Annotated in this window: 16 protein-coding genes; 7 read left to right on the forward strand and 9 right to left on the reverse strand. The window is 53.8% G+C overall.

All coding sequences use genetic code 11. The features are described from left to right. Nucleotides 1-60 precede the first annotated feature (60 nt). From CJD38_RS11565 to CJD38_RS11590, 6 genes are all read right to left on the reverse strand, one after another. Nucleotides 61-1,152, reverse strand: coding sequence for an OmpA family protein (locus CJD38_RS11565; protein WP_107940521.1), 1,092 nt, complete (start codon nt 1,150-1,152; stop codon nt 61-63). A 93-nt stretch (nt 1,153-1,245) separates the two neighbouring features. Continuing rightward, nucleotides 1,246-1,911, reverse strand: a complete 666-nt coding sequence (locus CJD38_RS11570) for a hypothetical protein (protein WP_107940522.1) — start codon at nt 1,909-1,911, stop codon at nt 1,246-1,248. A gap of 233 nt (nt 1,912-2,144) precedes the next feature. Further along, nucleotides 2,145-2,453: a hypothetical protein gene (locus CJD38_RS11575; RefSeq protein WP_107940523.1), complete on the reverse strand. Its 309-nt coding sequence runs from the start codon at nt 2,451-2,453 to the stop codon at nt 2,145-2,147. Next, nucleotides 2,450-3,112: a tetratricopeptide repeat protein gene (locus CJD38_RS11580; RefSeq protein WP_161554221.1), complete on the reverse strand. Its 663-nt coding sequence runs from the start codon at nt 3,110-3,112 to the stop codon at nt 2,450-2,452. Before CJD38_RS11580 ends, CJD38_RS11575 begins: the two co-directional genes overlap by 4 nt. Next, entirely contained in the window at nt 3,096-5,945 is a 2,850-nt protein-coding gene (locus CJD38_RS11585) for a tetratricopeptide repeat protein (protein ID WP_107940525.1), read from the reverse strand. The genes CJD38_RS11580 and CJD38_RS11585 overlap by 17 nt, the downstream gene beginning before the upstream one ends. Beyond that, the gene (locus tag CJD38_RS11590; RefSeq protein WP_161554222.1) at nt 5,942-7,678 is read right to left on the reverse strand and encodes a hypothetical protein; all 1,737 of its coding nucleotides are present in this window, start codon (nt 7,676-7,678) and stop codon (nt 5,942-5,944) included. Before CJD38_RS11590 ends, CJD38_RS11585 begins: the two co-directional genes overlap by 4 nt. Before the next feature lie 283 nt (nt 7,679-7,961). Between CJD38_RS11590 and CJD38_RS11595 the strand changes: the two genes are divergently transcribed. Beyond that, a complete protein-coding gene (locus CJD38_RS11595; protein ID WP_107940527.1) occupies nt 7,962-9,506 on the forward strand; it encodes a cellulase family glycosylhydrolase in 1,545 nt (514 codons plus the stop codon). Nucleotides 9,507-9,720: 214 nt separating this feature from the next. Here CJD38_RS11595 and CJD38_RS11600 read toward each other — a convergent pair whose 3' ends face one another. From CJD38_RS11600 to CJD38_RS11610, 3 genes are all read right to left on the reverse strand, one after another. Then, the gene (locus CJD38_RS11600) at nt 9,721-10,293 is read right to left on the reverse strand and encodes a phospholipase D family nuclease (protein WP_107940528.1); all 573 of its coding nucleotides are present in this window, start codon (nt 10,291-10,293) and stop codon (nt 9,721-9,723) included. A gap of 30 nt (nt 10,294-10,323) precedes the next feature. Beyond that, nucleotides 10,324-12,645, reverse strand: coding sequence for a Tex family protein (locus tag CJD38_RS11605; RefSeq protein WP_107940765.1), 2,322 nt, complete (start codon nt 12,643-12,645; stop codon nt 10,324-10,326). 114 nt (nt 12,646-12,759) lie between these two features. Beyond that, nucleotides 12,760-16,191, reverse strand: coding sequence for a polysaccharide deacetylase family protein (locus CJD38_RS11610; protein ID WP_107940529.1), 3,432 nt, complete (start codon nt 16,189-16,191; stop codon nt 12,760-12,762). A gap of 118 nt (nt 16,192-16,309) precedes the next feature. Here CJD38_RS11610 and dbpA point away from each other — a divergent pair, with 118 nt between their 5' ends. The 6 genes from dbpA to CJD38_RS11640 all read left to right on the forward strand — a co-directional run bounded on the left by dbpA (nt 16,310) and on the right by CJD38_RS11640 (nt 24,244). Further along, a complete protein-coding gene (dbpA, locus tag CJD38_RS11615) occupies nt 16,310-17,692 on the forward strand; it encodes an ATP-dependent RNA helicase DbpA (RefSeq protein WP_107940766.1) in 1,383 nt (460 codons plus the stop codon). A gap of 116 nt (nt 17,693-17,808) precedes the next feature. Further along, on the forward strand, nt 17,809-19,197 hold the full coding sequence (locus CJD38_RS11620) for a DUF1329 domain-containing protein (RefSeq protein WP_107940530.1): 1,389 nt from the start codon (nt 17,809-17,811) through the stop codon (nt 19,195-19,197). A 29-nt stretch (nt 19,198-19,226) separates the two neighbouring features. Next, on the forward strand, nt 19,227-21,635 hold the full coding sequence (locus CJD38_RS11625; protein ID WP_107940531.1) for an efflux RND transporter permease subunit: 2,409 nt from the start codon (nt 19,227-19,229) through the stop codon (nt 21,633-21,635). A gap of 57 nt (nt 21,636-21,692) precedes the next feature. Continuing rightward, a complete protein-coding gene (locus CJD38_RS11630) occupies nt 21,693-22,079 on the forward strand; it encodes a nucleoside triphosphate pyrophosphohydrolase family protein (RefSeq protein ID WP_107940767.1) in 387 nt (128 codons plus the stop codon). A 391-nt stretch (nt 22,080-22,470) separates the two neighbouring features. Then, entirely contained in the window at nt 22,471-23,646 is a 1,176-nt protein-coding gene (locus CJD38_RS11635) for a hypothetical protein (protein WP_206362972.1), read from the forward strand. Between the two features lie 157 nt (nt 23,647-23,803). Then, nucleotides 23,804-24,244: an SWIB/MDM2 domain-containing protein gene (locus CJD38_RS11640; RefSeq protein WP_107940532.1), complete on the forward strand. Its 441-nt coding sequence runs from the start codon at nt 23,804-23,806 to the stop codon at nt 24,242-24,244. Nucleotides 24,245-24,400: the final 156 nt, after the last annotated feature.

A 24,400-nucleotide genomic window follows, 5' to 3' on the forward strand; every position in this document is an offset into this window, starting at 1 on the left:
GGCATAAAAAACCCGCAGCTTTCACTGCGGGCTTTTTGCTACTGCAACACATAGACAAACTTACTTCACAACGATGGTACCTTTCATCGATGCATGGATGCCGCACTGATAAACATATTCGCCAGGCTTGGCAAACGTGCGGCTAAAGCTTTCACCAAAAGCAATCGTCTGATCCTTGTCAGGAAACTTTACGGTGTGTCGGGTCTGATCCTTGTTGGTCCAGGTGACGGTTGTGCCGGCAGCGACAACTAACTTGTCAGGAACAAAGCTGAAGTTTGAAATCGAGACTGTGTTGCCGGTGGAGGTAATAACGGTCGTGGACGGAGCAGCTGCACTAGCTTTGGGCATCGGCATGGTGTGTGCTGCTTCTTCGGGCGCTGCATAAGCAGCGCTGCCAGCAGGAGCCTTCCATGATGGACCGGGCTTCGGCGCTTCTGGTGCGACTGATGGCTGATTTTTGTAGGTAGGCGTAGGGCCCGCTTCTACAGGGTTGGGCACATGAGTGAGAACGCCGATAGAAGTTGGGATGCCTGCACCTGGTTCGCTCGCATGTGCGGCCAGCGGTTCAAGAATCACGACGGCGTTATTTTTTGAAGCCACAGAAATTACCGGCGATGCCGACTCTAAAACCTTGAGCTCAACGCGACGATTCTTTTCACGTCCCTCGTCGGTTTCGTTATCGGCAATCGGCATGGTCTTGCCAAAGCCTTTCGAAGTCAGACGATCTTGAGTAACGCCTTGTGCGACCAAATAACTTGCAACGCTCTTTGCGCGACTATCCGATAGTTTCTGGTTGTATGCGTCGGTGCCCTTGCCATCGGTGTGCCCATCAATTTCAACTTTGATATCGGTGCGTGCGAGCAGTGCGCTGGCAACTTGATCAAGCAGCGACTTGGCGTTGATCGTGAGTGTGGCTTTGTTAAATTCGAAGTTCACACCATGTAGAACAATGGTGTCGCCGCTCTTGCAGCCTTCAAGAGAGACCGGCTTTCCTGATTCTGGCATCTGACAAGTTACAGCGACGGAGTCAGCTGGAAGCTTGGGGATTGGATAGGAAGAGTAATCGAGACCGTTTGATGCGAGTACGCCACAGCCTGAGAGATGAACCGCTACAACCGCACTACAGAGTGCTACTAATTTCTTATTTTTCATGTTGAAAAAACTCCTTGAGTAAGCTGATGCCGTTTACTGCCCCCAAATTAAAAGAACCCCGGGATATAACTCCCGGGGTAATGCCGTGCGGCTTTAAAGCCCGCTGACAACAGGGAGTACGATTGAAACGATAGGGCCGACGAGCTGGAGAATTTCTCCAGTCGGCAAGCCGCCACTTCCGAGCAAGCCGAGGCTGCTCACGAGTGGTAGTGCAGTTGTTGCGAGCGGGCCGACGAGCGTCAGGAGATCCCCAGTCGGTAATCCACCTTTACCGAGAAGGCCCAAGCTGCTGACGATTGGCAGTCCACCTGATGCCAATGGCCCAACGAGTTGCAGAAGTTGTCCTGTTGGTAGACCGCCGCCGCCGCCCAGACCCACTAAGCCCAACTCGCCGAGGCCAAGATCACCCAGATTGAGACTGCCGCCCAGTACTTGCGTGACGTCTTTCACTACAGGCGTGAGGCCTTTGAGCACTGGCGTAACAACGCCAAGTAGTTGTCCTGTAGGCAAGCCGCCTTTGCCGCCTAGCAAACCCAAGTCGAGCGAGCCAAGACCGAGTGAGCCAAGGCCAGGCAAGCCGCCGCCAACAAGCGGAAGATTGCCGAGTCCGAGTGAACCGACTACGGGCAGCGATGACAGATTGAGCGTCCCAATAATGGGCAAGCTGCCGATGATGGGCAGTGTAGGGGCGGCAGCTGAAGCGTTGAGTGACGCGCTGGCGATGAGCACAGCAGTTGCGAGTTGAATGAACTTGTTCATGAATCTAAATCTCCCTTCCTTGCTCGTAGGCCAAAAAAAACGTCCACGTGGCAGGCTGCTTTGCCTGCGACGTGGACGTCTATGTCCGAAGAATCGGTCGTCGTCGACCCATTCAAATATGTATACGTAAGCTGATGTGCTTTCGCAGTATTAACGTAGCAATCGCTATGCCAAATTAATGCGCCCGAGCATTTTGCTTACAAATCTCAAGGCAATAAAAAATAATGTTCGAGCTACGGCGTGAACTGCGAATGGCTGCGGCGATAACTGCTGAGATTGTCGCGGTATTCGGTCTGGCGCTGCAGGCTGTTGCTATTGATCGGTGACGTTGGTGCGCGATAGAGCGATGGGGCTTGATCCAGGCCCGTAGCAAATTCCTCTTTCCACGGCATCAGCGTGACGCCCATCGCCGAGTTTTGCTCAACAACGATCGTGCTGCCCAGAGCTTGTGGCGCTGGAGCATTGCTTGATTTAGGCGGTGCGGAGAAAACGCTTTGTGTCAGCAAGAGAGCAAAGATCATTAGCCAGCGATATTGCTTCATGGCGCTGCTCCGCTAGCGACCGTCGTGCCCGCGGTCATTTCAAGTTGCTTGATCCACGCAGTCACAATCAGATTCTCTTTGCCGGACAGCCGCAGATATTCACGGTATTGCGAGAGTGCTTCTTGTGGACGCCTCATTGAGACTTCGTAAAGAATTCCAAGATTCATATGTGCAGCGGCGTAATCAAACTTTGTAGCAAGTGCTTGCTGATACGCCTGTTCAGCGCGTGGGTAGTCGCCACTTTCGCGATAAAGCGTGCCCAGCCAATTCCAAGCGACTGCGTTGCGTGGATTGGTGCTGACTGCTTTGGTGAGCCCAGCGATGGCTTGGGGCCGCTGACGAGACTGCGCGTAGAGAATCGCAAGGTCAGTCATCGGACCCGAGAACTCTGGATAGTCACGCGCCAGTGAAGTGAATGCCGCAATAGCTTCCGGCGTTTGGCGATCTTTCATCAGCTTGAGCGCAGCGTTGAATCGCTGTTCAGGATCACCTTTGCTGTTCGCGCTTGCATTGCCTGCAGGTACGGAATTTTGTGTTGAACCGCGTGCGGATTTTGCAGGCGGGCTGTAAGGCTTCGTCGCCAAGCCAGTGCAGCCGGTTACGAATAGGCACAGGCCGACAACCGATTGCTGCATAAATGCTTTAACGGAGTGAGTCATAGCTGTTCTCACGTTGTTCGCGCTTGCCATATTTGGCGGGTGAAAGATCGGCGAGTGCAGCGACGCTCTTCTTGATTGAATCGTTCCAAAGCCCTTGGCGCAGTCGTTGAAGATTGGCTTCGTGTATCGAGATGGCTTTCTCCTCGAAAGGATTGGCCTGTTCTTCTAACAGAATGTTGTATTGCTCCAGCGCATCGCCTTGGAGCTGTGCAGGGCGAGGGGAATCCAGCAAGGCACGACCGAAATCGCGATAGACCATCCCGATTTCATAGGTTGCGGCTGTCGTGACGTTTGCATATCCGTAGCTCGCTGCACGCTCGAAACTCGCAATCGCGACCTCAGTGGCACTCTTACGCTTAGGCAAGCTTTTATTAACCGGCATGCTCAAGGCCAGTGCACGTGCTTTTGCGGCAGCGATCTGACCGATTTCAAGATTGGCCTGTGCTGCCATTTGCTTCGATACATCAGTGCGCGCTGCTGCGGAGGTATCCGCGTCAATCAGTTCACGCAGCCAGCGTTGATAGAGCGCATCGTCGCGGCTGTTGGTGTGTGCGAGATCGGCAAGACGGCGACGTGCTGTCATTGCACGATCCAGCGGCTGCGGGAAGTTGCTGACGTAATACTCATAGGCGCGAGCAGTTGGCGCTGTGGCGTTTGCCTTGTCGCTTAACTGTGCAGCGAGCCATGCGGCGTCACGACGGGTGTCTGCGGACTCGGTGCTGCGTGCGGCAATGCGTGCATAGGCTTCAGATGCTTGCAGTGGCCGGTTGTCTTTTTGATAGGCAAACGCCAGCTTCTTGTCAGCATCCGCAGCTAAAGCGTTCTTTGGATAACGCGACAGGAAAGTTTCGAGCGTGGATTCGGCGTTCTTCCAGTCTTGCAAGTTGATGAATGCGGCGGCTGCGTCATAGTCGGAGTTGGCTTGGATGCTGGTTCCGGGCGCTATACGAGCAACACGCTGAAAGTGATTGGCGGCAGCGCGCAGATCGCCTGCTTCACGAGCGGCTTCGCCTTGTTTGTAAATTGAGGCTGCAAGCTGTTCGTTGGCTACAGAGCGTTTTGCATCCGTGGTTTCGAGCAGTGGCAGCAGTGCTGTATATGCTATTTCAGCTTGTGGATATTGCTGTTGCGCGAAATAGGCATCAGCCAGAACGCCCTGTGTTTCTCGACGCAATTCTGTCGCCATCGACTTCTGCATCGCGCGTTGCGCAACGACGATAACCTGCGGATAGTCTTTGATTGCGTAAAGATCATTAGCAGCGCGCGCCAATACCGCTGAGAGCTTCGGATGCTGTGGGAATGTATCGGCGAGTTTCAGGCTGGCCGCAATGGACTGAAGCAGCGCAGGGGTTTGTGCAGTTTCTGGTACTTCACGCGCCAAACGTTGCCATGCCTGAACGCCTGCATAAGCCGCTTCTGCTGCTTTGGGATTGCCAGTATTTGTATAGGCGGTGACGGCATATTGCTGAGCTGCGGCTTCAGTTTGGCCGCCGTCATACAAAGCATCGGCGTAGAGCATGCTCGTTGCCGCAACCTGAGGAGCATCAGGGAATGCTTCAATTGTTTTTTTGTACCAGCTGGCGGCCTTTGAGAAATCAGCTTGACGCGAAGCCGTTTCGGTTAAAGGCGTTTTCTGTGCTCTGGCGTGGTAGTAACTGCCAAGGTCGCTGAGGTCCTGTCTCACTTCTGCAAGAACTTTCGCAGGAGGTGCAGTTTTCCCCCAGTAGGCGGAGCCTGGCGCATAAAGATTGACGTAAGTTTCCTTCGCGGAAATTGTCAGCTCATTAAAGCCACCTTTGCGATAAGCAGCGATAACTTGAGTTTGGAAGTCTGGTGCCAAGGTGTGTTTCGGATAACGCGCTATGAATGAGGCGTAGGTTTCAGCGGCGTCTGTATAGCGCTGGCGATCCATCAACATGCTGCCGAGATCGCTGTAGAGCAGGGCGTAGTAACGCGGATCGCGGCCGGATTTGGCAAAGTAATCGTTGATTGCTTTGCCCCCACCAAGTGCTGCGAAAGACAGGCTGGTGACGCGTAGTGTTTCTGCGACGTACGGGCTGCCTTTTACTGTTGGCGCAGCTTGGAGGCTAGTGGAATCGGTCAACTCTCCTGCAGGAAGATCGCGATCCAATATCGGGATAAAAATAGCCAGAGCCTGCTCGTATTTGCTCTGCTTGTAGAGCGTCCAGCCATATTTGTATTCGCCGGTGCGATAGAGCGGGTTTTCTTTTCCGAGGTTGAACACGGCTCTGTATAAAGGTTCGGCCTGATCGTACTTGCCGCTAGCGAAGAGCAATTCCGCAGAGCGAAAAGCGGCGTCACCAATACGCAAGGAATCTGGATAGCTTGCGACCAATGTCTTCAGGGAGTTGATTGCAGATTCGTTATCGCCAGCCAACTGATAAGCGCGCGCGAGCTGGTACAGCACCCGATCATTGTGTTGGTAAGTCGGAATCTCGCTCAGCAATCTCTTGTAGTTGAAGATTGCTTTGCGCAGCTCTGCTTCATTGAAGTCGCCGGAGGCATCGATCATCTGCACACGTAAATCAGCCGATCGGCGCAAGGCTTCAGCGAGAATCACGGGATCTGGATTCAGCTCAATAAGGCGGTCATATTGGATGAGCGCTTCACGTGGGTTTGGGGGCAATGGTTTCGACGTCGTAACGCGCAGAATCGTCGGCGTCGCGATTTGAAGTACGCCGTTGCTGTTCAATCCGTTGTTGTGAGTGATGCTTCCAACTGTTGAAGGCTTGTTATCGGCCGCGCTGCTGACGACGCACTGCAGGGCGAGGATTGCTGCTGCTGAATACTTTAGTAGGCCGGCTTGTTTCATTGTGCTGACGCCAGTTCAGGGCGATCGTAGATGGTCGCCAGTGCGAAGCGGGCTTCGATCAAATATTTATCGAGCTGTTTCTTTTGTGCAGTCAGATTGGTAACGGCAATGCTTTCAAGTTGCGTGCGTTGTCCAGCAATCGCAGCAGAAAGGCGACTGTGCAGCTCATCGTTGGAATTCTTGATGGCACCGTCAGCCAGCATCAGGTTTCGATAGGCCTGCAATGCTTCGGCAAAATCGTTGCTGAGTAACAGACGCTCAAAGTAAAAAGTGTCAGTAACGTTTTTCGGTGTCTCAGGCGTATCACCCTGCCACCAACGAGCGCGCGCTGGTGGTAGAGAGGCGTTTACTTGGGCCCATCCACTGTCATTGACAGCGTCTCTGGCATTGATCGCCGCGATCATGCCGCCACTGCGGATGCTCGCAATGGCGTTGTCATACCATCCACGAACCTTGTCGAATTGGTCTGCTGCACGGTTGTAGTCGACTTGTGCCTGCGCATATGCACCAAAGTGATACAGCGTCCATGCGATCGCGAGCATGCCTTCTTGCACTGTCGGATCGGTTGGATCGCGGCCAATGAGTTCTGTCCAAGGTACTAGTGCTTTGCGTAGAGCAGTTTGCTGAAACTTGCTGGCAGAAGGCACGCGCGGTGCTTGTTCTCTCTGAAGCGCGACGATGTCCGCGGTGAGACGCGGAGTCACAATCGTCGGATATCTTGCAGTGGTGATTGGGCTGGCAACACCTTCGCGATTGACTGGAAGAAGTAATGCCCAGCCCAAGCCAAGCAGACCGCCATTGGAATACGGCCCTGGGCTACGAATGCGTTCGAATACCGGAATGGCTTTGTCGCCCTGACTTTGATTCAGAAAGTAGTAAGCCAACACTAAATTCGCTTGATCACGCAGCGTTAGCGCAGATGATTCTGTGACTTCTGAGAGCCCAATAGCATCTAGCTCTGTCGTCGCTTCAAATCCTTTGCCCTGTTGAATCAGCAACAACGCTTGGTTGAAGCGAATCGTCAGTGGATCACTACCGATTTGTGTAGATTCAATGGCCTGCAATCCCAAGGCTGCGCGGCATACGCTGAGTCGTTTATTAATTGCTTCGACAAGCGTGGCGTCCTGGTTGTTTGCCATTAAACGCATCAGGACTGATGCTGCTGAAAAATACTCGCCGTCAGTCATCATGAAATCGACTGCACTTAATTGGTTCCCTAAGGTGCCAGCCGTTGATTCGCGAATTGAAACATCAAACGACGCATCGTTGATGAGGGTCGCCTTGCTCAGCGTCAGTACCAGCGTGACGCCAGATGAACCACTGCTAAAGCTCTTTGTTAGCTGGCCCTGTTTGAATACTTTGATGCCTTTATCCGAGGCAGTGGCCGTATGAAAATCAGCACGCAGTTGATTAACGCCTTCTTTGATTCCGCTAAGCGTTACTTGATATTGAGCGTTGCGTTGTAGTGCGCGTGATTCTGAGTCACTGAACTCGTAGCGAACCGGCGCGCTGTCATTAAGGCGCAGCGTGATGTCGCGTATGAAAGGAGCCTCAGCTGTGCTGCCGATATAGGCCTGTGCACGAGTGATATCAGTGCTCGTGTTCGTGCGAACAGCAGCAGCGTCTACAGTGAGCGCTTCGTTGATTAAGACGGCTGAGCTACTCGTTTGTTGCGCCTGCACGCCAGATGCAGCCATGAACATCAGGCTCGCCAATATCCATCTTCGCTGCATTCTCATATGTCTCAGCGCCTCCGTTGACGAGTCAAACGGTTTTCCTTGAGCCAAAAAAAAGTCCACGCCATCGGGTGGATTCGATGGCGTGGACGTCGTTGTCCGTATGTTCTGATCTTCGTCGATCAGGTGGAGTGCTCTTTAAAGGAGCAGTCTTGGGTTTAATTAAGCAAACGCCATGCCATGTTGAGTTCGCGACGGGGGCGCCTAAATTTCAAAACGTCATATTCAATCACTAGGATGCCGGGTTATTTAGGCCTCGCAGATGATTTGAGGGCGTGCTTTGAAGCGTTTTCTGTTTTTAATCGTGGCCCTAGTCGGCCTGGGGATCGCCTGGCTGAAGTGGCCGCAGGCATCGGTGCTTGATGCGGTGTTGCCTGCTGAGTCAACGATGCAGCCATCACCTGTTGCTGTACGCGAGCAATTGCGACATCTCGACGGGTGGTTGGTGGATCGCCAGGGCAGGGTCGTGATCCTGCATGGCGTTAACGCGGTTTGGAAAATTGCGCCGTATTCGCCTCCCGATTCTGCACAGGGTTTTACGGCACAAGACGCCGACTGGCTTGTCGCACACGGATTCAATGTGGTTCGACTCGGCGTGTTGTTTGCCGGAGTGATGCCAGACAAAGGTCAGATCAATCAGGATTATCTCGACAAGATTGATCGTATCGTGAAACTTCTGGCATCACGCAAAATTTATGTGATGCTGGATTTTCATCAGGATCTCTACGGCAGCGCTTATCTGGGCGAAGGGTTTCCTGCGTGGACGGTGAGGCCCTCGCGCTTTGATGATGTGCTGAAGGCGGGCTTTCCACTCGGGTATGTCACCCCGCGTGTCAGCATTGCTTTCGACAGATTCTGGAATAACGAAGACGGCATGCACGATCATTTTCGTGATGCATGGATGGCTGTTGCTACGCGCTGGAAAGATCAGGATTACTTGATGGGTTACGACATCATCAATGAGCCATGGAGCGGCAGTGTGTGGCCTGTTTGTGCAAGACCGATGGGCTGCGCTGATTTTGAAAATAACAAGTTGCAGCCATTTTATGAGCATGTGCTCAAAGGCATACGCGAAGTAGACCCATACAACATTGTTTGGATTGAACCGCAGGTGCTGTTTGAATTTGGCGCGCAATCGCATTTGGGTAGCCGACCCATTGCGGATGAACAGCTCGGCTTGTCATGGCATAACTACTGTATCGCCGCGCCGATGATGAAAGCGTATGGCATTAAAGCAGCAACTTGCGCGCGGCTGGGTGAGCGCGTGGACAAGAATGCGGTAAAGCTTGCTGCACGTCTGCGCTCTGCAACGCTGCTGAGTGAATTCGGCGCGAGCGACGACACCGTCGAGATTGCACGCATCACAGCGAATGCAGATCGTAATTTGGTTGGGTGGACTTATTGGTCCTATAAAAATTGGGGCGATCCAACCACGCAAGCGCAAGGCTCCGGCGCTCAAAGCATCTTCACGAGCGATGTGGACTTTAACTCCGCTAAAAACGCGAAGCTTTCGATATTGGAGCGTCCGTATCCGCAGGCAGTTGCAGGCGTTCCCATTGCGTTTAATTTTGATGCTGCGGAACGTGTGTTCACGCTGACCTATTCAACAACAATGCTCACAGGCATCGCTTCGCCAACTGCAGTGCTGACGCAAATTTATGTGCCGACACTGCATTTCCCTAGAGGTTACGTCGTCGATATTCAGGGAGGACGCGTGGTCTCTGAGGCGAATGCGGCGCGCTTGTTGATTGCGGCGGAGGCGGGCGCTGATCAAGTTGAGGTGCGTATCTCAGAACTTGAGACGGAACAGGTTCTGGAAAATTAATTTGGTTTCAACTGTCACAAATCCAACATAAGAAATTCACAGAGAACTTGTGTATCACTGTTTCTATGTTGTGCATAAGGTATAAAAAACCATGTTGAATCAGTGCGCTTCTGTAGATTGATTAAATAATAATCGGCGCGGTTATCGCTGTATATTTTATGAGCAATACGCGCTCGCGCAGCGCAAATACTGCTTGCATTTGCCGCAGAAGTTTTTACTTCTGGATGTTTTTATTGTTGATGTTGTCACTCGACGGATAAATGATCGGGCCGGCCTCATCCCAAAGTCGCAGCCACTCATCTGCATATTGCTGCGCGATCTTGGGCTCTCCGCGAATCACGATCACGTTTTCTGCATTGCGCTTCGCGGCTGATGCGGTGAAGTTGAAGCTGCCGGTTTCGACGGTGTCAGTTCCGATCACGATGAACTTGTTGTGCATGATGGCGTAACGGTCGGCAAACCGAATGGGAATGCCTGCTGCAATGAGGCGTTGAGTCACATGGTTGCGGCGATTCGATTTTTCATCCGCAACGATACGAACATCCGCGCCGCGGTGATGAGCAGCGATCAATGCAGCCTCGATCGGTTTCGACGTCAGCCCGTAGGCGGCCATCCACAAGCGCTGGCGCGGTTTGGTTTGATCAATCGCTTGCAGAACCAAATCCAAGGCGCAGACGCGGCCTTCCCAGCAAGGCGAGAAACCGATTTGGTGCTTGAGCGGTTCAGCTGCCGTCGAGGCCGCGCTCAACAAAAGCGCAGCAAGGATCAGCGGTATCCGAGGTGACATAGCCTTCCTTGGCTAGATTTTTTGAGCCCTTTAACTCTTTGGCTTCAAAGCATCCAGTAGTGCCGCGCCGAGTGAACCCGTGACTGGCGCGCGTTCGTTGCGTCCTTTGGCAGGCGGTGGCGCGCTACGTGGCTTTTGACGATCAGTATCTGAGCGTGCTGCAACGGGCGGGCGCGGTGCGGAATCTTCTTTACGCATGGTCAGTGCAATGCGTTTGCGCTTGGCGTCGACATCGACCACACGCACTTTGACGACGTCGCCAGCTTTGACCACTTCGTAGGGATTCTTGATGAACTTGTCGGCGAGCTGCGAGACGTGAACCAAGCCGTCTTGATGTACGCCGATATCAACGAATGCGCCGAATGCCGCGACGTTGGTGACGGTGCCTTCGAGAATCATGCCAGGTTTCAGGTCAGCGATTTCATTCACGCCATCGGCAAAAGTTGCCGTGCGGAATTCTGGGCGCGGATCGCGGCCAGGCTTTTCGAGTTCAGCAATGATGTCTTTGACGGTAGGCAGACCAAAGCGGTCATCAACGAATTGCTTCGCATCAACCGACTTCAGCAGTGCGCTATTGCCCATCAGTGTGCGCAAATCGCGGCCACAGGCTGTCACGATCTTGGCGGCAACATCGTAGGCTTCTGGGTGAACGGATGAAGCGTCTAGCGGCTCGATGCCATCGCGAATGCGCAGGAAGCCGGCGCACTGCTCAAATGCTTTGGGGCCGAGGCGGGGAACGCTGAGTAGGTCCTTGCGTGATTTGAACGGACCGTTCTGATCGCGATGCAGCAGGATCGCATTTGCCAACGAACCACCGAGACCGGAGACGCGCGAGAGCAGTGAAGCGGACGCCATGTTCACATCAACGCCGACAGCGTTCACTGCATCTTCAACCACGGCATCGAGCGCGCGTGCCATGCGGTATTTATCAACGTCGTGCTGATACTGGCCAACGCCAATCGCTTTGGGCTCGATCTTCACCAACTCAGCCAGCGGGTCTTGCAGACGGCGTGCGATAGAGACTGCACCGCGCAATGACACATCAAGATTCGGGAATTCCTGTGCAGCAGTTTCAGATGCGGAGTAAACCGAGGCGCCAGCTTCGCTGACGACAACGCGTGTCGGTTTGTTCGAAGGCAGCGCAGCAATCACTTCTGCAACAAGCTGATCGGTTTCGCGGCTGGCAGTACCGTTGCCGATAGCGATCAGTTCGACATTGTGTTGCTTGATCAGGCGAACCAACTCAGCTTGCGAACCACGCACATCATTGCGTGGTTGGAAAGGGTAGATCGTTGCGGTTTCCAACAGCTTGCCCGTGCCATCAACCACAGCGGCTTTAACGCCGGTGCGAATGCCCGGATCAAGGCCCAGCGTTGTGCGCGAACCTGCAGGTGCAGCCAGCAGCAAATCTTTGAGGTTGCGCGCAAAAACCTGAATCGCTTCTTCTTCCGAGCGTTGACGCAGTTCCATCATCAAATCGACAGAAAGCGACAGTGAAAATTTAACGCGCCAGGTCCAGCGTGCAACGTCGAGCAGCCATGCGTCAGCAGCGCCTGCTTGACCGGTGATGCCATAAGCATCAGCCACCATTTTCTCAGCAGGTTTGATGGCGGAGAGATCTTCCGTGTCCACTTCGATGTCGAGCATCAAAATGTCTTCGTTGCGTCCGCGCATCATCGCGAGTGCGCGGTGGCCAGGTACGGTAGACCAGCGTTCGTGGTGGGCAAAATAATCTGAGAACTTAGCGCCCTCAGCTTCTTTGCCTGTTGCGACAGTTGAGCGCAGTACGGCATTGCGGCGCATGTATTCGCGCAGGCGGCCGATCAGTTCCGCGTTTTCAGCGAAGCCTTCCATCAAAATGTCGCGTGCGCCTTCGAGGGCGGTTTTGACGTCGAGTACTTCTTCAGTGATGTAGGCGGCCGCCGCATCCGTGGGGACGAGCTTGCGATCCGTCATCAAGGCTTCGGCGAGTGGCCCCAAACCTTTCTCACGCGCAATCTCAGCACGGGTGCGGCGTTTGGGCTTGAAAGGAAGATAAAGATCTTCCAGCTCGGCCTTGGTTGCGACCGTGGCAATTTTTTGTTCCAGATCGTCTGTCAACTTGCCTTGTTCGCGAATGGATTCGAGCACCGCAGCGCGGCGCGCTTCCAGTTCGCGCAGATAGCCCAGACGCTCTTCCAGATTTCGCAGTTGAGTGTCGTCCAAGCCGCCGGTGACTTCCTTGCGATAGCGCGCGATGAAGGGAACGGTGGCGCCTTCGTCCAATAAATCAATCGCGGTCAGCACCTGTTGAGGCTTGGCTGCGATTTCAGAAGCAATAAGGGTGGCAATGCGATTGGCGACAGAGGACATGTGCGGAAACGAAAAAGGTTGGGCGGCGACCTTAACCAAAAGATCGTTGATTGCCAACGTAGATAATGCGCTCTAAAACTGGTAGCGGGTTTGGGTTTTGAATATGTACTTTACTTATTCAAGTTTGGAAGGTTCGGGACTTGTGACGGTGCCCTTGCGTTCCAGCTTGCCCCAGCCGACCAGTGCGCCAGCGCCCGCAGAGAAGATGGACTTCAACACGACGTAATAGAGAATCTGTCGATAGCCGAAGCGTTGCAGGGCAACCAGCAATAGCAAACCCCATTCCTCACGTTTCTCCATTGCAAAGGCAATAGCGACTGTCGCGGTATCCAGCGCCATGAACGCGATGAAGTAGATCGTCGTGAGATAGAGATTGCTTGGATCAAATTGGTCGCGATGCTGAATGTAGTCGAGGCCGGTTTTGAAGATCTGGAAGAACAGACAGAGATCGAGCAGTGGTGAAATCACCGCCAGTACAATCTGGAACAGCACGACCTGTGGCAGCGCAATAAAGCCCAGCGTGCCATAGCGTCGCGCGAACAAGGCATCGCGATGTTTCCACAGACACTGCAAAGTGCCGAAGGCCCAACGGAATCTTTGTTTGACCAAGCCTTGAACGGTGTCAGGTGCTTCGGTCCAAGCAATGGCTTCGCTGTCGTACAAGACTTTGTAGCGCGCTTTTTGAACGGCGATGGTGAGGTCCTGATCTTCTGCCAGCGTGTTGTCAGGATAGCCGCCGAGTTCATCCAGCAAGGAGCGGCGCCAAGCGCCAACAGCGCCGGGCACAACGGTGATGCAACCCAATAGATCTAGTGCGCGGCGCTCGAGATTTTGTGCGCTGACGTATTCCAGCGCCTGCCAGTTGGTAATCGTGTTGACGCGATTACCGACCTTGGCATTGCCGGCAACAGCGCCGACTTTCTCATCAACAAACCAGCGGGCGAGATAGCTGATGGTTTCGGTTTCAAACTGTGTATCCGCATCCAGCGCAACAACGATGCTGCCGCTCGCTTTCTTCAATCCGATGTTGAGTGCTTTAGCTTTGCCGCCGTTGGGCACCGTAATAAGCGTGACGGATTTATTCGCGCTGAAATTCTCATTGACCAAAGCGCTGGTTTCATCCGCGGAACCATCATCAATCACGATGACTTCCAACTTGGGATAGTCACTGCTCAAGATGCGATGTATCGAAGCCACGATCACTTTGGCTTCGTTGTGCGCGGGGATCAGTACCGAGAGCAGTGGTGGATCGGCACTCAACACGGGGCGTACGAGCCGCAGCTCGCGCCATTTATGAATGAGGCCAAGAATGCATAGAAACGCTACGCGTGCCAGACCGAGTGCAATCGCGACCAAGAACAAGAGATGTGTAACGGAGCCGATTTGCCCTAGCGCCAGAAATACCGGCGCCGCAAATTTTTGTAACACAGAGCCTGCAGGCAGCGGCGGCATGACTTGATCTGGTGTTAAGCCAGCAAGCTCGGACACGGGCACGAGCTCGTAGCCTTTGGCGCGCAGGGTGTCGATCAGAATCGGTAATGCAGCAACGGTTTGTGAGCGATCGCCGCCAGAGTCGTGCAGCAGCACGATGTGACCGGTGACATCTTCGTCCGTGCTTTCGATTTCCTTGAGCGTTGTGTCGATGATGGCTTGCACGCCGGGCTGTTGCCAGTCATCAGGATCAATACGCAAGCCGACCGTGATAAAGCCCATGCTCTGCGCGATGCGCACGGGTTCAATCTGGTCGTACGTGGTTGGATCAGCGTCGCCAAGATAAGGCGGGCGCACCAAGCGCATGGAGCGATTGGTGATCGACTCAAATAGTTTGCGCGTGGTGTCCAGCTCTAGCTTGACCAGCGATTCCGGCAAGATCGACAGGTTGGGGTGAGTGAAGGTGTGATTGCCAACGTCGTGATGTTCAGCGACTTCACGACGCACGAGATCGGGATTGCTACCGGCGTTTTCACCAATGATGAAGAACGAGGCGCGCACGCCTTTTTGCTTGAGCACGTCGAGAATCTTCGGCGTCCAGATTGGATCCGGACCGTCGTCAAACGTCAGTGCGATTTTTTTAGGCACCGCACCAAAACGTTGGATGGTGTAGGCCATCGGCATAGTGGTGTAGTTCTGATCGACGACGTCGCCGGTTTGCGGATCGATCTCCAGCGTGCGCTGGCCTTCTGAAGGCGTCGAGGCTACACGCAGGATTTCGCCTTGACCTTGGAAGTCGACATCGTGTCCGCCACCAATCGTGCGCAGACCATCAAGCACAGCGGCATTGTAAGGACGGCCCATCACGGACCAGATTGACGGATCTTCCGAGCCCAGACGCCACAGCGCATAGCCAAATGGCTTGTAGATATCAGCAGCGTGAATTTGATTGAAGCTGGTGACGGCATCTAGGAACCAGACGTCGTGCTTTACGCCTGCTTCGGTATAAGTGAAGTGCGGGTTTTCGGCGTCTTCATCAAAATCGATATCGGCTTCGGAATCCTGTGCGGCCTGAATGGCTTCTTGGAACGTCAGATCATCGGCCGGTTTGCCGTTTGCCCAGTTGTAGCCATAGTTGCCGATGGCAATGATGGTTTGCTCTGGATCGAGTTCTTTCATCCGCTTGTCGAGCAGACTCTCGAACCAGTCTTGTCCTGCAATGCTGCCGGGCGTGCCTTCTTCCCAGTGCTGGTCGTAGGCCATCAGTACGACAAAATCAGCGACATCGGCGACGGCTTTGTAATTCCATGCAGGGTCGTCGAAAGGTACGCAGACCAGCAACGCCCAGTTGTGCTTGTCGAACTCTGCGGAAATTTCGCCGAGGAAGGTCAGTAGATTTTTTTGTGCGGCGGGCGGCACAGTTTCAAAGTCGATCGTCAGACCTTGCATCTTGTTGGTCTGCAGAAAGGTGACGATTTCTTTCAGGCGTGTGGCGCGTTTGACTGGGTCTGCCAGAAAGCGTTCGAGACCGGCGCCATCCCATGAGCCTTCCACCGAGTTTTGGATCATCGGCAGAACCGGAATGCCCGGTTTGATCTGCTTGATGGCCTCGACGGCCAGCGTATTGAGTTCCGAGTGCATGGCCATATCCGGCCCTTGCAGGTTCAACCATGCAGGAATGACCCAATCCAGATGCGGCAGCGCGCGCTTAAGCGAGGGCAGGCTGTTGTCATCCCAGTTGGCGTAAAAGCCCATGCTGAGTGCGCGTCCGGGCGTGGGTGCCAGCCATGCTGGGGCAGGTTTGCCGCGCGTTTCGTGGATGCGGGCGGCGTTCTTTTCTCTCCCCATTTCGCGCTCGCGAGCACGGAGTTCGGCGGCGACGCGTTGGCTGGTTCTTGGGGCGACCTTGTCAAAAGAGGCGCCGCCCATCGGCAAATTGAATAGCGCAGCCGCGCGCCCGCTCAGGTCTGCATGGCTGGGGGTGCTGATCACCAACAGATAGACGACAAACGACACCAGAATGACAGCTGTTGTCGACAGCAAAACGCGGCGGGTACGGCGCATGCGTTGTGCGCGCTTGCCTGTGGGGTCAAAAAAGATCGGCTTTTGGCTCATACGATTTCAGTAAAATTTTTAAGAAAGCCCAGTTCTTGGCAAGCAGAAAGAGCGTCATGGCCTCACAATTAGCGATTAGCGCTCAGTCTGGGGCGCAAATTTACCATTAGGTGTGTCTGTGGAAGCTAAACCGTTCTCAACTTTATCGCTGAAACCTGAGTTGTTGCAGGCGTTGGACTCTCTGGATTTCAAGCTGATGACGCCGATTCAGGCCGCCAGCCTGCCACCGATCCTTGAGGGTCGCGATGTGATTGGCCAGGCGCGGACGGGTAGCGGCAAGACCGCAGCCTACGGTTTGGGCCTGCTGTCCCGTATCGACCCACTTCAGACCAAGACGCAGGCGCTGGTGCTGTGCCCGACGCGCGAACTGGCGGATCAGATTTCCAAAGAGATTCGCCGACTGGCGCGCTGCATGCCCAACGTCAAACTCTCGGTGCTGAGCGGCGGCATTGCCAAGCGCCCACAGTTGGCATCGCTGGAATATGACCCGCATATCGTCGTCGGCATGGCCGGACGCGTGTTGGAGCACATTGAGTTGGGCACGCTCAAGCTCGATGACCTTCGAGTTTTGGTGCTGGATGAAGCGGATCGCATGCTCGATTCCGACTTTGAAGACGTCAGCCGCGCGATTGTCGACAAGACGCCGCGTTCGCGCCAAACCCTGTTCTTTTCTGCGACGTTCCCGGATGCCGTGCGTGGCGTGAGCCGCAAGCTGCAGAAACAGCCGGAGGAAATCTCCATCGACAACGAAGTGTCCGCATCGACTGTCGAGCAGACCTTTTTTGAAGTGGATTCCAATCGCCGTATGGATGCCTTGGCGCATCTGTTGACTCAGCATCGCCCTGAATCGGCACTGGTGTTCTGCCACACCAAAAAAGACGCGCAGGAAGTTGAGTCACAACTGGCGGCGCGTGGTTATTCGGTGCTGGGCTTGCACGGCAATATCGAACAGCGCGAGCGTGATGAAGTGTTGGTGCGGTTTACCAATGGCAGCTGTCGCGTGCTTGTAGCCACTGACGTCGCTGCGCGTGGTCTCGATATTAAAGAGCTGGCCGCCGTCATCAGTTATGAATTGCCAGAAGATGCCGATCTTCATGTTCATCGCGTCGGCCGTACCGGCCGTGCAGGGCGCAGTGGTTTGGCGCTGCATTTGTTCACTCCGCGTGAGCGCAGCCGTTTAACCGAGATTGAACAGCGTTTGGGTATCAAAGCGCAGATTGGAAAAATCCCGATGACTGCCTTGCTGCCGGATCGTCCAGTGCAGCCTTTTGCAGTGACGCTCTGTGTTGACGGCGGTCGTAGCGACAAGCTGCGTCCCGGCGATTTGCTCGGTGCTTTGACAGGTGACGTCGGCGTGATCAAAGAGGCCGTCGGAAAAATCAGCACTTTTGATACGCGCACTTATTTCGCCATTGATAAAAAGCTCGCCAAACACGTGTTGCAGCGTCTGCGTGAGTGCAAGATCAAGGGCAAGAAATTCCGAGTACGCGAGATCGATTAAGTTCGTTTGCGGGCCTTGGTGATGGGTAGGTAGGTAAAGGGTAGGGTTTGCCTTGCTCGGGTAGGGCATGCTTCGGCATGCTGAAAAGCTGCCGTCCTATTGCCAAGGAGTGAGAGATGAGACTGCTGCGTTACGACCGTGGGTTTTCGCGTCGCAAGTTTATGGCTGACGCAGCCAAGGGCATTTTCGGTGCCGGTGTTTTAATGCCGACATGGGAAGCAATTGCCGCCGACGGTGATGCCAGCAAGGCTTATCCCGATGAGTTGCTCTCCATCGAGGGTTACACCAAGGGTCGTATCAAGACGGGCGACTACATCACCGCCGCCAACGTCGAACTCGTGAAGGATTTGCTGGAGCCGGTGCGCTACGAGCAGATTCTGAAAATGGGCAGACGACTCAAGGTCGTCAAAACCACTAAAGACATTATGCGTTTGTCGCCTTGGGAATATCTCGAAGCGACGCTCAAGAATGCCGGCAAGGCGGGCTTTGATGCCAAGGGCAACGTTGTCAATAAAGCCGATGGCAAGCCGTGGATTGGTGGCAACCCATTTCCAAATCCTAAGACAGGCGTCGAACTGTTTGCCGCGCAGACGCTGAGTTGGGGCCGACACGACGCTTCGTTCTACGCCATGAAAATGTACAGCTCCGACGTTAACGGCGGCGGCACGGTGAAGTTCAACTATTCCGGCGGCTGGGCAGAATTGGCACCCGTTGCACGCGTCAGCATGAATCCCAAACCGTACTGGCCCGGGCATGACGACAAGCTGCGTTACCAGAGCGTGTTCTTCCTCAAGCCGCAGAATTTTCGCGGTACTTCATTTCTAAATATCTGGGACTACGACCACAGCACATTCCCTACGTTGTATGGCTATGTGCCGGAATTTCGTCGTATTCGTCAGTTCCCAACGGATCAACGCTTTGAGCCTTTGGTGCCGGGCTTGTCCTTATTCCTGTCTGACGCTTGGGCCGCAGGCGATCCTTTGTACACCTGGGGCAATTACAAAATTGTTGGACGCGGACCTTTCCTTGCTGGTCTTTCAGAAAGCTGGAATTCCGGTCACGAGAATTGGGAGCACACCACGCATGGTGGCGCTCAAGGAAAACTGTTTTGGGATGCGACGGTGGAGTTGGTTCCTGAAGCGATCATCGTGGAAGCAGAGCCAGTCAAATTTCCACGCGCGCCAGTTTCCAAGAAGCGAGTCTGGTTTGATGCACGCACGCAGGCCGTGATCGGCATGGTGACGTTTGATCGTCGCGGCGCGCCATATCGCTCATTTGACGGTGCGTACACGCTCTATGAAAACGGCAGCAAGAAAGTGATGGACGGCAAGCATCCGTACTGGAGCTGGGCGCACGTCACTTCATCGGATATTCAGACCGGCAGCGTGACGCGTCTTGAACAGGTTCGCGTGCTTGAGGGTAAGCATTTTAGCGGCGCCAATGATCCCTCGATCTATGACAAGTATCTGACGCATGTCGCCTTGATGAGCTTGGGCGCGGCATAAGTCTTATCAAAATAATAAAGGGATAGAACTTGTACTCCTTGCGTTTACGCCTTGCTCAATGGGTGCTGGCGCACCGTGGATTTTCTTTTGCGTTTTTTATCGTCGTCACCGCATTTTTTGCTGCGGGTTTGCACAAGGTAGAACTGCGCACGATTTTTTCTGATCTGTTGCCGACAGATGATCCTTTTGTGCAGGTGTATCAGGATCATCCGAACTTTGGCAGTCCGTTGACGATGATGGTGATGATTCGCCGCACTGACGGCGATATTTTTAATACCGAAACCTTGGGCAAGGTTTGGAAATTCACCCGCGATATCGATCTGACGCCCGGCGTCGATCACGAGCAGATTCTGTCGATCACTACGGAAAAAGCGCGTTATTCAGAGGCCACGCCTTTCGGTATCGACATGCGTCCTTTGATGTCAGATCGGCCGCCACAGACGCCAGAAGAAGTTGCGGATTTCCGCACTCGCGTGGGCAAGGCGTCTAACGTCCGCACATTCCTGATTTCACCTGACGACAAGTCGACCATCATCATGGCGACCTTTATCGAGCAGAAGGTCGACTACGGCGTCGCGTTTGAATATGTGCAGGGCTTGGTCAATCAGGCGCGTGATGGGCATCACGAGGTTTATTTAACGGGTCAACCTGCACTGATCGGCTGGGTCTATCGCCACGAATGGGAAATGGTCGGCATCTTCGCGGTGACGATGGCGATCCTGATCCTCACGCTGACTTTGTATATGCGTAATCTGGTTGGCGTGCTGACGCCGATCATTACGAGCGCAGTCGCAGGCATTTGGGCGTTTGGCTTTGTCGGCTGGCTGAATATCTCGATTGAGCCTTTGCTGATGGTGGTGCCGCTGCTGCTGACGGCGCGTTCTTTCTCGCATAGCGTTCAATTCACTGAGCGCTTTTATGAGGTCTACGCGCAGGTCGGTGATCGTCGCAAAGCTGCTGAGATCACGATGAGCGTGATGATGGCACCCAGCGTTCTCGGCATTCTCACCGATATTCTCGGCATCATTGTGGTGGTTGCTGCGCCGATACCCGCGATGGTGCGCCACGCCGTTTTCTGCGGCATGTGGGCGGTGTGGTTGATCCCAACGGGTGTCGTGCTGATTTCGCTGCTGCTAGCAACTTTGCCTGCGCCGAAGAATATTCATCAGCTGGTGGGCGAGGGCCGCGAAAACGGGGTGCACCGAAAATTCCAAGCCATGCTGGAAAAATTAGCGAGTCTTAGTAGTGGGCCTAAGGCGCGGTGGACGACGATTGTGGTTGTGGTGCTGTCCGCTTTAACCATCTATACCTCCTCGCAAATCAAAATCGGCAATCCGGTCGAAGGCACCAATCTGCTGTGGTACGACTCCGAGTTCAACACGGCGGTGCGAAAGATCAATGCTAATTTCCCTGGGGTAAATACCTTGGAAATTGTGTTGGAGGCCAAGAATCAGGACAGCGAGGACTGGGTATCGCAGCGCGCTGATACCGTGATGACCGAACTAAAGTTGCAACGGCTGATGGAAGCCGGCACCGCGCCACCGCGTGCGACGTTGTCGTTTGCGGATTATTTATCAGAGGCGAATCGACTCTTTAGCGGAGGGGACCCGCGGTGGTCGCCGCTAGATCCACGTGATCGCGCGATTAGCGCAGCAGCCGTCGGCGCGATGATGGGCTCTAGCACCAAGAACTTTGGCCATGTTGTCGATGGAGGCCTGCAGAACTCCACTGTATCGCTGTGGTACGCCGACAATAAGCAAGAGACTGTCGATGCGGCCTTGGAGGCAGCGCGAAAGGCCGTCGAACAAGTGGGCGTTGATCACAAGGAGTTCATCGTTCGTCTGGGCACCGGCACCATTGCGCTGCAAGAAGCTGTTAACCGAGTCATCAAGCGCTATCAGTGGGTTGTGATCGTTGCGGTTGATCTCTTGGTATTCATCTTGTGCAGCCTGGCTTACCGCTCATTTGTAGCGGGAATTTTGTTGCTGATTCCGGTCAATCTGGCAAACGAAGCTTTGATTGCGGCCATGCACTTGCTCGGTGTTGGCTTAGACGTGAATTCGATGATTGTTGCTGCGATTGGTGTCGGCGTCGGTATCGACTATGGGATTTACCTGCTCTCGCGCATTTGCGAGGAGTTGCAAGGTAATGGCGGTGATTGGCAGGCGGCAATTACCGCCTCGCTGCGCACCACCGGTAAGGCGATCATGTTCACGGCGGCCATCATGACGTTGGGGATCGTGCCTTGGTATGCGATGTCAGGGCTGAAATTTGTTGCGGATATGGGTTTGCTGCTGATGGCGATCATGGCGATTAATATGACGCTGTCGCTCGTGGTGTTGCCCTTGCTAGTCTGGTGGGTCAAACCTTCCTTCGCCTTGCGTCACAATAGGTGGGTGGGCGAGAGTGTCGACCTCACAAAATTTTCCGCACATTAAATAGGGAGTGCTTTCTTGAGTCCGTCTTTCGCAGCGCGTATCGCGCAAATGAATGCCATGTACCGTCTGCCGCAGAACGCAGCGCCAACGATTCCTGCTGATGTGGCGGATCGTCTGAAGAAGTTCAAGGCGACCTTGTCGGATGAAGTCAGCGAGATTGATGAGATCGTCGCTTCTGCAGAAGCGGGTGCATCTCAGTTGGATATCGCCGTGGCGATTGCCGATTTGTTGGGCGACGTCATCGTCTATTGCCGCTCTGAGGCGCTGAAGTACGGTCTGCCACTGGAAGATGTTCTTGGGCTGATCATGGACAGCAACGAGAGCAAGCTGGGCGCTGATGGCAACCCCATCTACGACGCCAACGGCAAATTCCTCAAGGGCCCTAACTATTGGAAGCCTGAGCCCAAGATTCGCGAGTTGCTGCAAAAGCTGCAAACACCTTAAGCAGAACTGATTGGTGATAACGGAGCGGATGGATCATTTCTATCCGCTCCTTTTTTATGTGCGCTTCAAGTTGATGCGTACAGCATCAATTTTCGTCACTGGTTCACTTTTACTACAAGCCGTGCGTATTAAAAGCTTTGAGAGTCGGCTTGAACCTCATTCAAGTACTAAATCTCCTGCGTAAACCTAGTCTTTCCTGCTTCTAGTTGATGGCCGTTTGAACGATCTCGCTGCTGGTTTATCCACAGTGCAGAGGGTGCCTTTAACGATTGTGACGCATACCTCACTTCCCAATACTTCGCCGCATTAATTCTGTGGCTAGCTCAATTCCATATCACAGCAAATATGGATTTTGCTTAGCTTACCGGTTAGGCCGATGTGCTGAGGATTTGTGGTCAAACACAAGCATAAAATTTTGCGTGCGGATAAAGCTTGGCGCGTTGCCAATCTTGCACTGAGAGGGCTGACGCTAGCGTTTGCGTTGCTGCTCTGTGCCTGCAGCGAAACCGATGCCGACCGCTCGCCAGCGGCCGTAATGGCAAAGAATCTTGGTCGACCTGAACGATTGCTAATAGGTTTGGGCACCACCGATATTCGCGATATCAAGGCGCAGAAACTGAGCTTGGATATTCTTGATCAGTATCTGGTTGGCGTAGGCAAATCATCTTGGCCGTACTGGAATAGCCCGCGAGGCGATTACATCCGCATATTCACCGATCAGGCGGACTCGATCGGTGCTGTGCCGATGTTTACGCTTTATCAGATGGCTAGTAATGGCGACGGAAATCTATCCGGATTAAGCGATCGCACATTCATGAAGGAATACTGGGACAACGTCACGTTGTTGTTCATTAAGCTGGGGCAATACGACAAACCAGTGATCGTTAATCTAGAGCCAGACTTTTGGGGTTATGCGCAAAAGGAGTCTCCTAATGGCGATCCAACAGCGCTGGCGGCTTGGGTTTCGATCAATCCAGAATGCGCAGATTTGCCAGATAACGTTGCCGGAATCGCCGCTTGCCATCTGCGTAGTGCGCGTAAATATGCACCCCGTGCATTGCTGGGATTTCCGGTATCTGACTGGGGCGGGCGCACTCCAGAAGACGTCACGCAATTTATGAAGCGTCTTGGCGCTGATCAAGCGGATCTGATTGTTTTTCCGTCTTTGGATCGCGATGCCGGTTGCTTCGAGCAAGTGCCACAGCCTGAAGGTTGCGAGCGCGCGGGCAGCGGTTGGTATTGGGATGAATCCAATATCACGAGTCCCAATTTCCGAGATTACCTAGGCGTTGTGCAGTCTTATCACGAGGCGATGAATGGTTTGCCCGTGCTCTGGTGGCAGACGCCGCTGGGTGTTCCGTCTGATATTCCGGGTGGGCAGCCCGGGCAATATCGCGACAATCGCGCGCGCTATTTTCTGACTCACCCAGAGGAATTGATCGCTGCGGGTGGTGTTGGCGTCGTGTTTAGCGCAGGCAAAACGGGGCAAACTGACATCACAACTGATGGTGGACAGTTCCGAATTTTGTCGCGTCAATACTTAGATTCCCCAGCTACGCTGCGGTAAAAAGCGTAAATCCTCTAGGTAGCCTTAGCCTTGATTGCAAGTTTTGTCCAGCTTAAAGACGTTTTTCACTTCTAAAATAAAGTTTGCAACGACAGCCTCACTTCGCGTTAGGATAGAGGTGTCCATATGGGCGCTTATCTACGTGGGGGAACGCATCATGGCGAAAGCCGGCAAGAAGAAGCCAGCAGCTAAGAAAGCTGTTGCAAAGAAGAAACCAGCAGCGAAGAAAGCTGTTGCCAAGAAGGCTGCTCCGAAGAAAGCAGCTGCTAAAAAAGCTGCTCCTAAGAAAGCTGTTGCTAAGAAAGCCGCTCCTAAAAAAGCTGCTCCTAAGAAAGCAAAAGCTAAGCGTAAGCCTAGTGCTGCGCTGATGAAGCCAATGACTCCGAGTGCAACCCTGGCTGAAGTAGTAGGCGCTAAGCCTATTCCTCGTGGCCAGATCACGAAGAATCTGTGGGCTTACATCAAGAAGAATGGTCTGCAGGATCAGAAGAACAGACGCCAGATCAACGCTGATGACAAGCTGAAGAAAATCTTTGGCGGCAAAGCTAGCGTCAACATGTTTGAAATGACCAAACTGGTCAGCAAGCACATTAGCTAAGCTAAGCATGTCCCAACACTGCGGCGCAGGTTTTCTGCGCCGCTAGTGTTTAATTCTGAGGCGAGGTTTGCTGATGAATCAAAGCCCGCTCCGCGGGCTTTTTTTTATGTACAGGAAGTACGGTACCTCCGCGGGCGCACGGATGCGCAGGAGCGG

This window comes from Stenotrophobium rhamnosiphilum (genome assembly GCF_003052265.1).
Lineage (GTDB): Bacteria > Pseudomonadota > Gammaproteobacteria > Nevskiales > Nevskiaceae > Stenotrophobium > Stenotrophobium rhamnosiphilum.

Excerpts from the sequence above, each read along its gene's own strand:
- CJD38_RS11620 (WP_107940530.1), top strand. The coding sequence starts at position 17,809 with ATGAGACTGCTGCGTTACGACCGTGGGTTTTCGCGTCGCAAGTTTATG.
- CJD38_RS11610 (WP_107940529.1), bottom strand. The coding sequence starts at position 16,191 with ATGAGCCAAAAGCCGATCTTTTTTGACCCCACAGGCAAGCGCGCACAA.
- CJD38_RS11585 (WP_107940525.1), bottom strand. The coding sequence starts at position 5,945 with ATGAAACAAGCCGGCCTACTAAAGTATTCAGCAGCAGCAATCCTCGCC.
- CJD38_RS11605 (WP_107940765.1), bottom strand. The coding sequence starts at position 12,645 with ATGTCCTCTGTCGCCAATCGCATTGCCACCCTTATTGCTTCTGAAATC.
- CJD38_RS11565 (WP_107940521.1), bottom strand. The coding sequence starts at position 1,152 with ATGAAAAATAAGAAATTAGTAGCACTCTGTAGTGCGGTTGTAGCGGTT.
- CJD38_RS11580 (WP_161554221.1), bottom strand. The coding sequence starts at position 3,112 with ATGACTCACTCCGTTAAAGCATTTATGCAGCAATCGGTTGTCGGCCTG.
- CJD38_RS11590 (WP_161554222.1), bottom strand. The coding sequence starts at position 7,678 with ATGCAGCGAAGATGGATATTGGCGAGCCTGATGTTCATGGCTGCATCT.
- CJD38_RS11570 (WP_107940522.1), bottom strand. The coding sequence starts at position 1,911 with ATGAACAAGTTCATTCAACTCGCAACTGCTGTGCTCATCGCCAGCGCG.
- CJD38_RS11575 (WP_107940523.1), bottom strand. The coding sequence starts at position 2,453 with ATGAAGCAATATCGCTGGCTAATGATCTTTGCTCTCTTGCTGACACAA.
- CJD38_RS11640 (WP_107940532.1), top strand. The coding sequence starts at position 23,804 with ATGGCGAAAGCCGGCAAGAAGAAGCCAGCAGCTAAGAAAGCTGTTGCA.
- CJD38_RS11630 (WP_107940767.1), top strand. The coding sequence starts at position 21,693 with ATGTACCGTCTGCCGCAGAACGCAGCGCCAACGATTCCTGCTGATGTG.
- CJD38_RS11600 (WP_107940528.1), bottom strand. The coding sequence starts at position 10,293 with ATGTCACCTCGGATACCGCTGATCCTTGCTGCGCTTTTGTTGAGCGCG.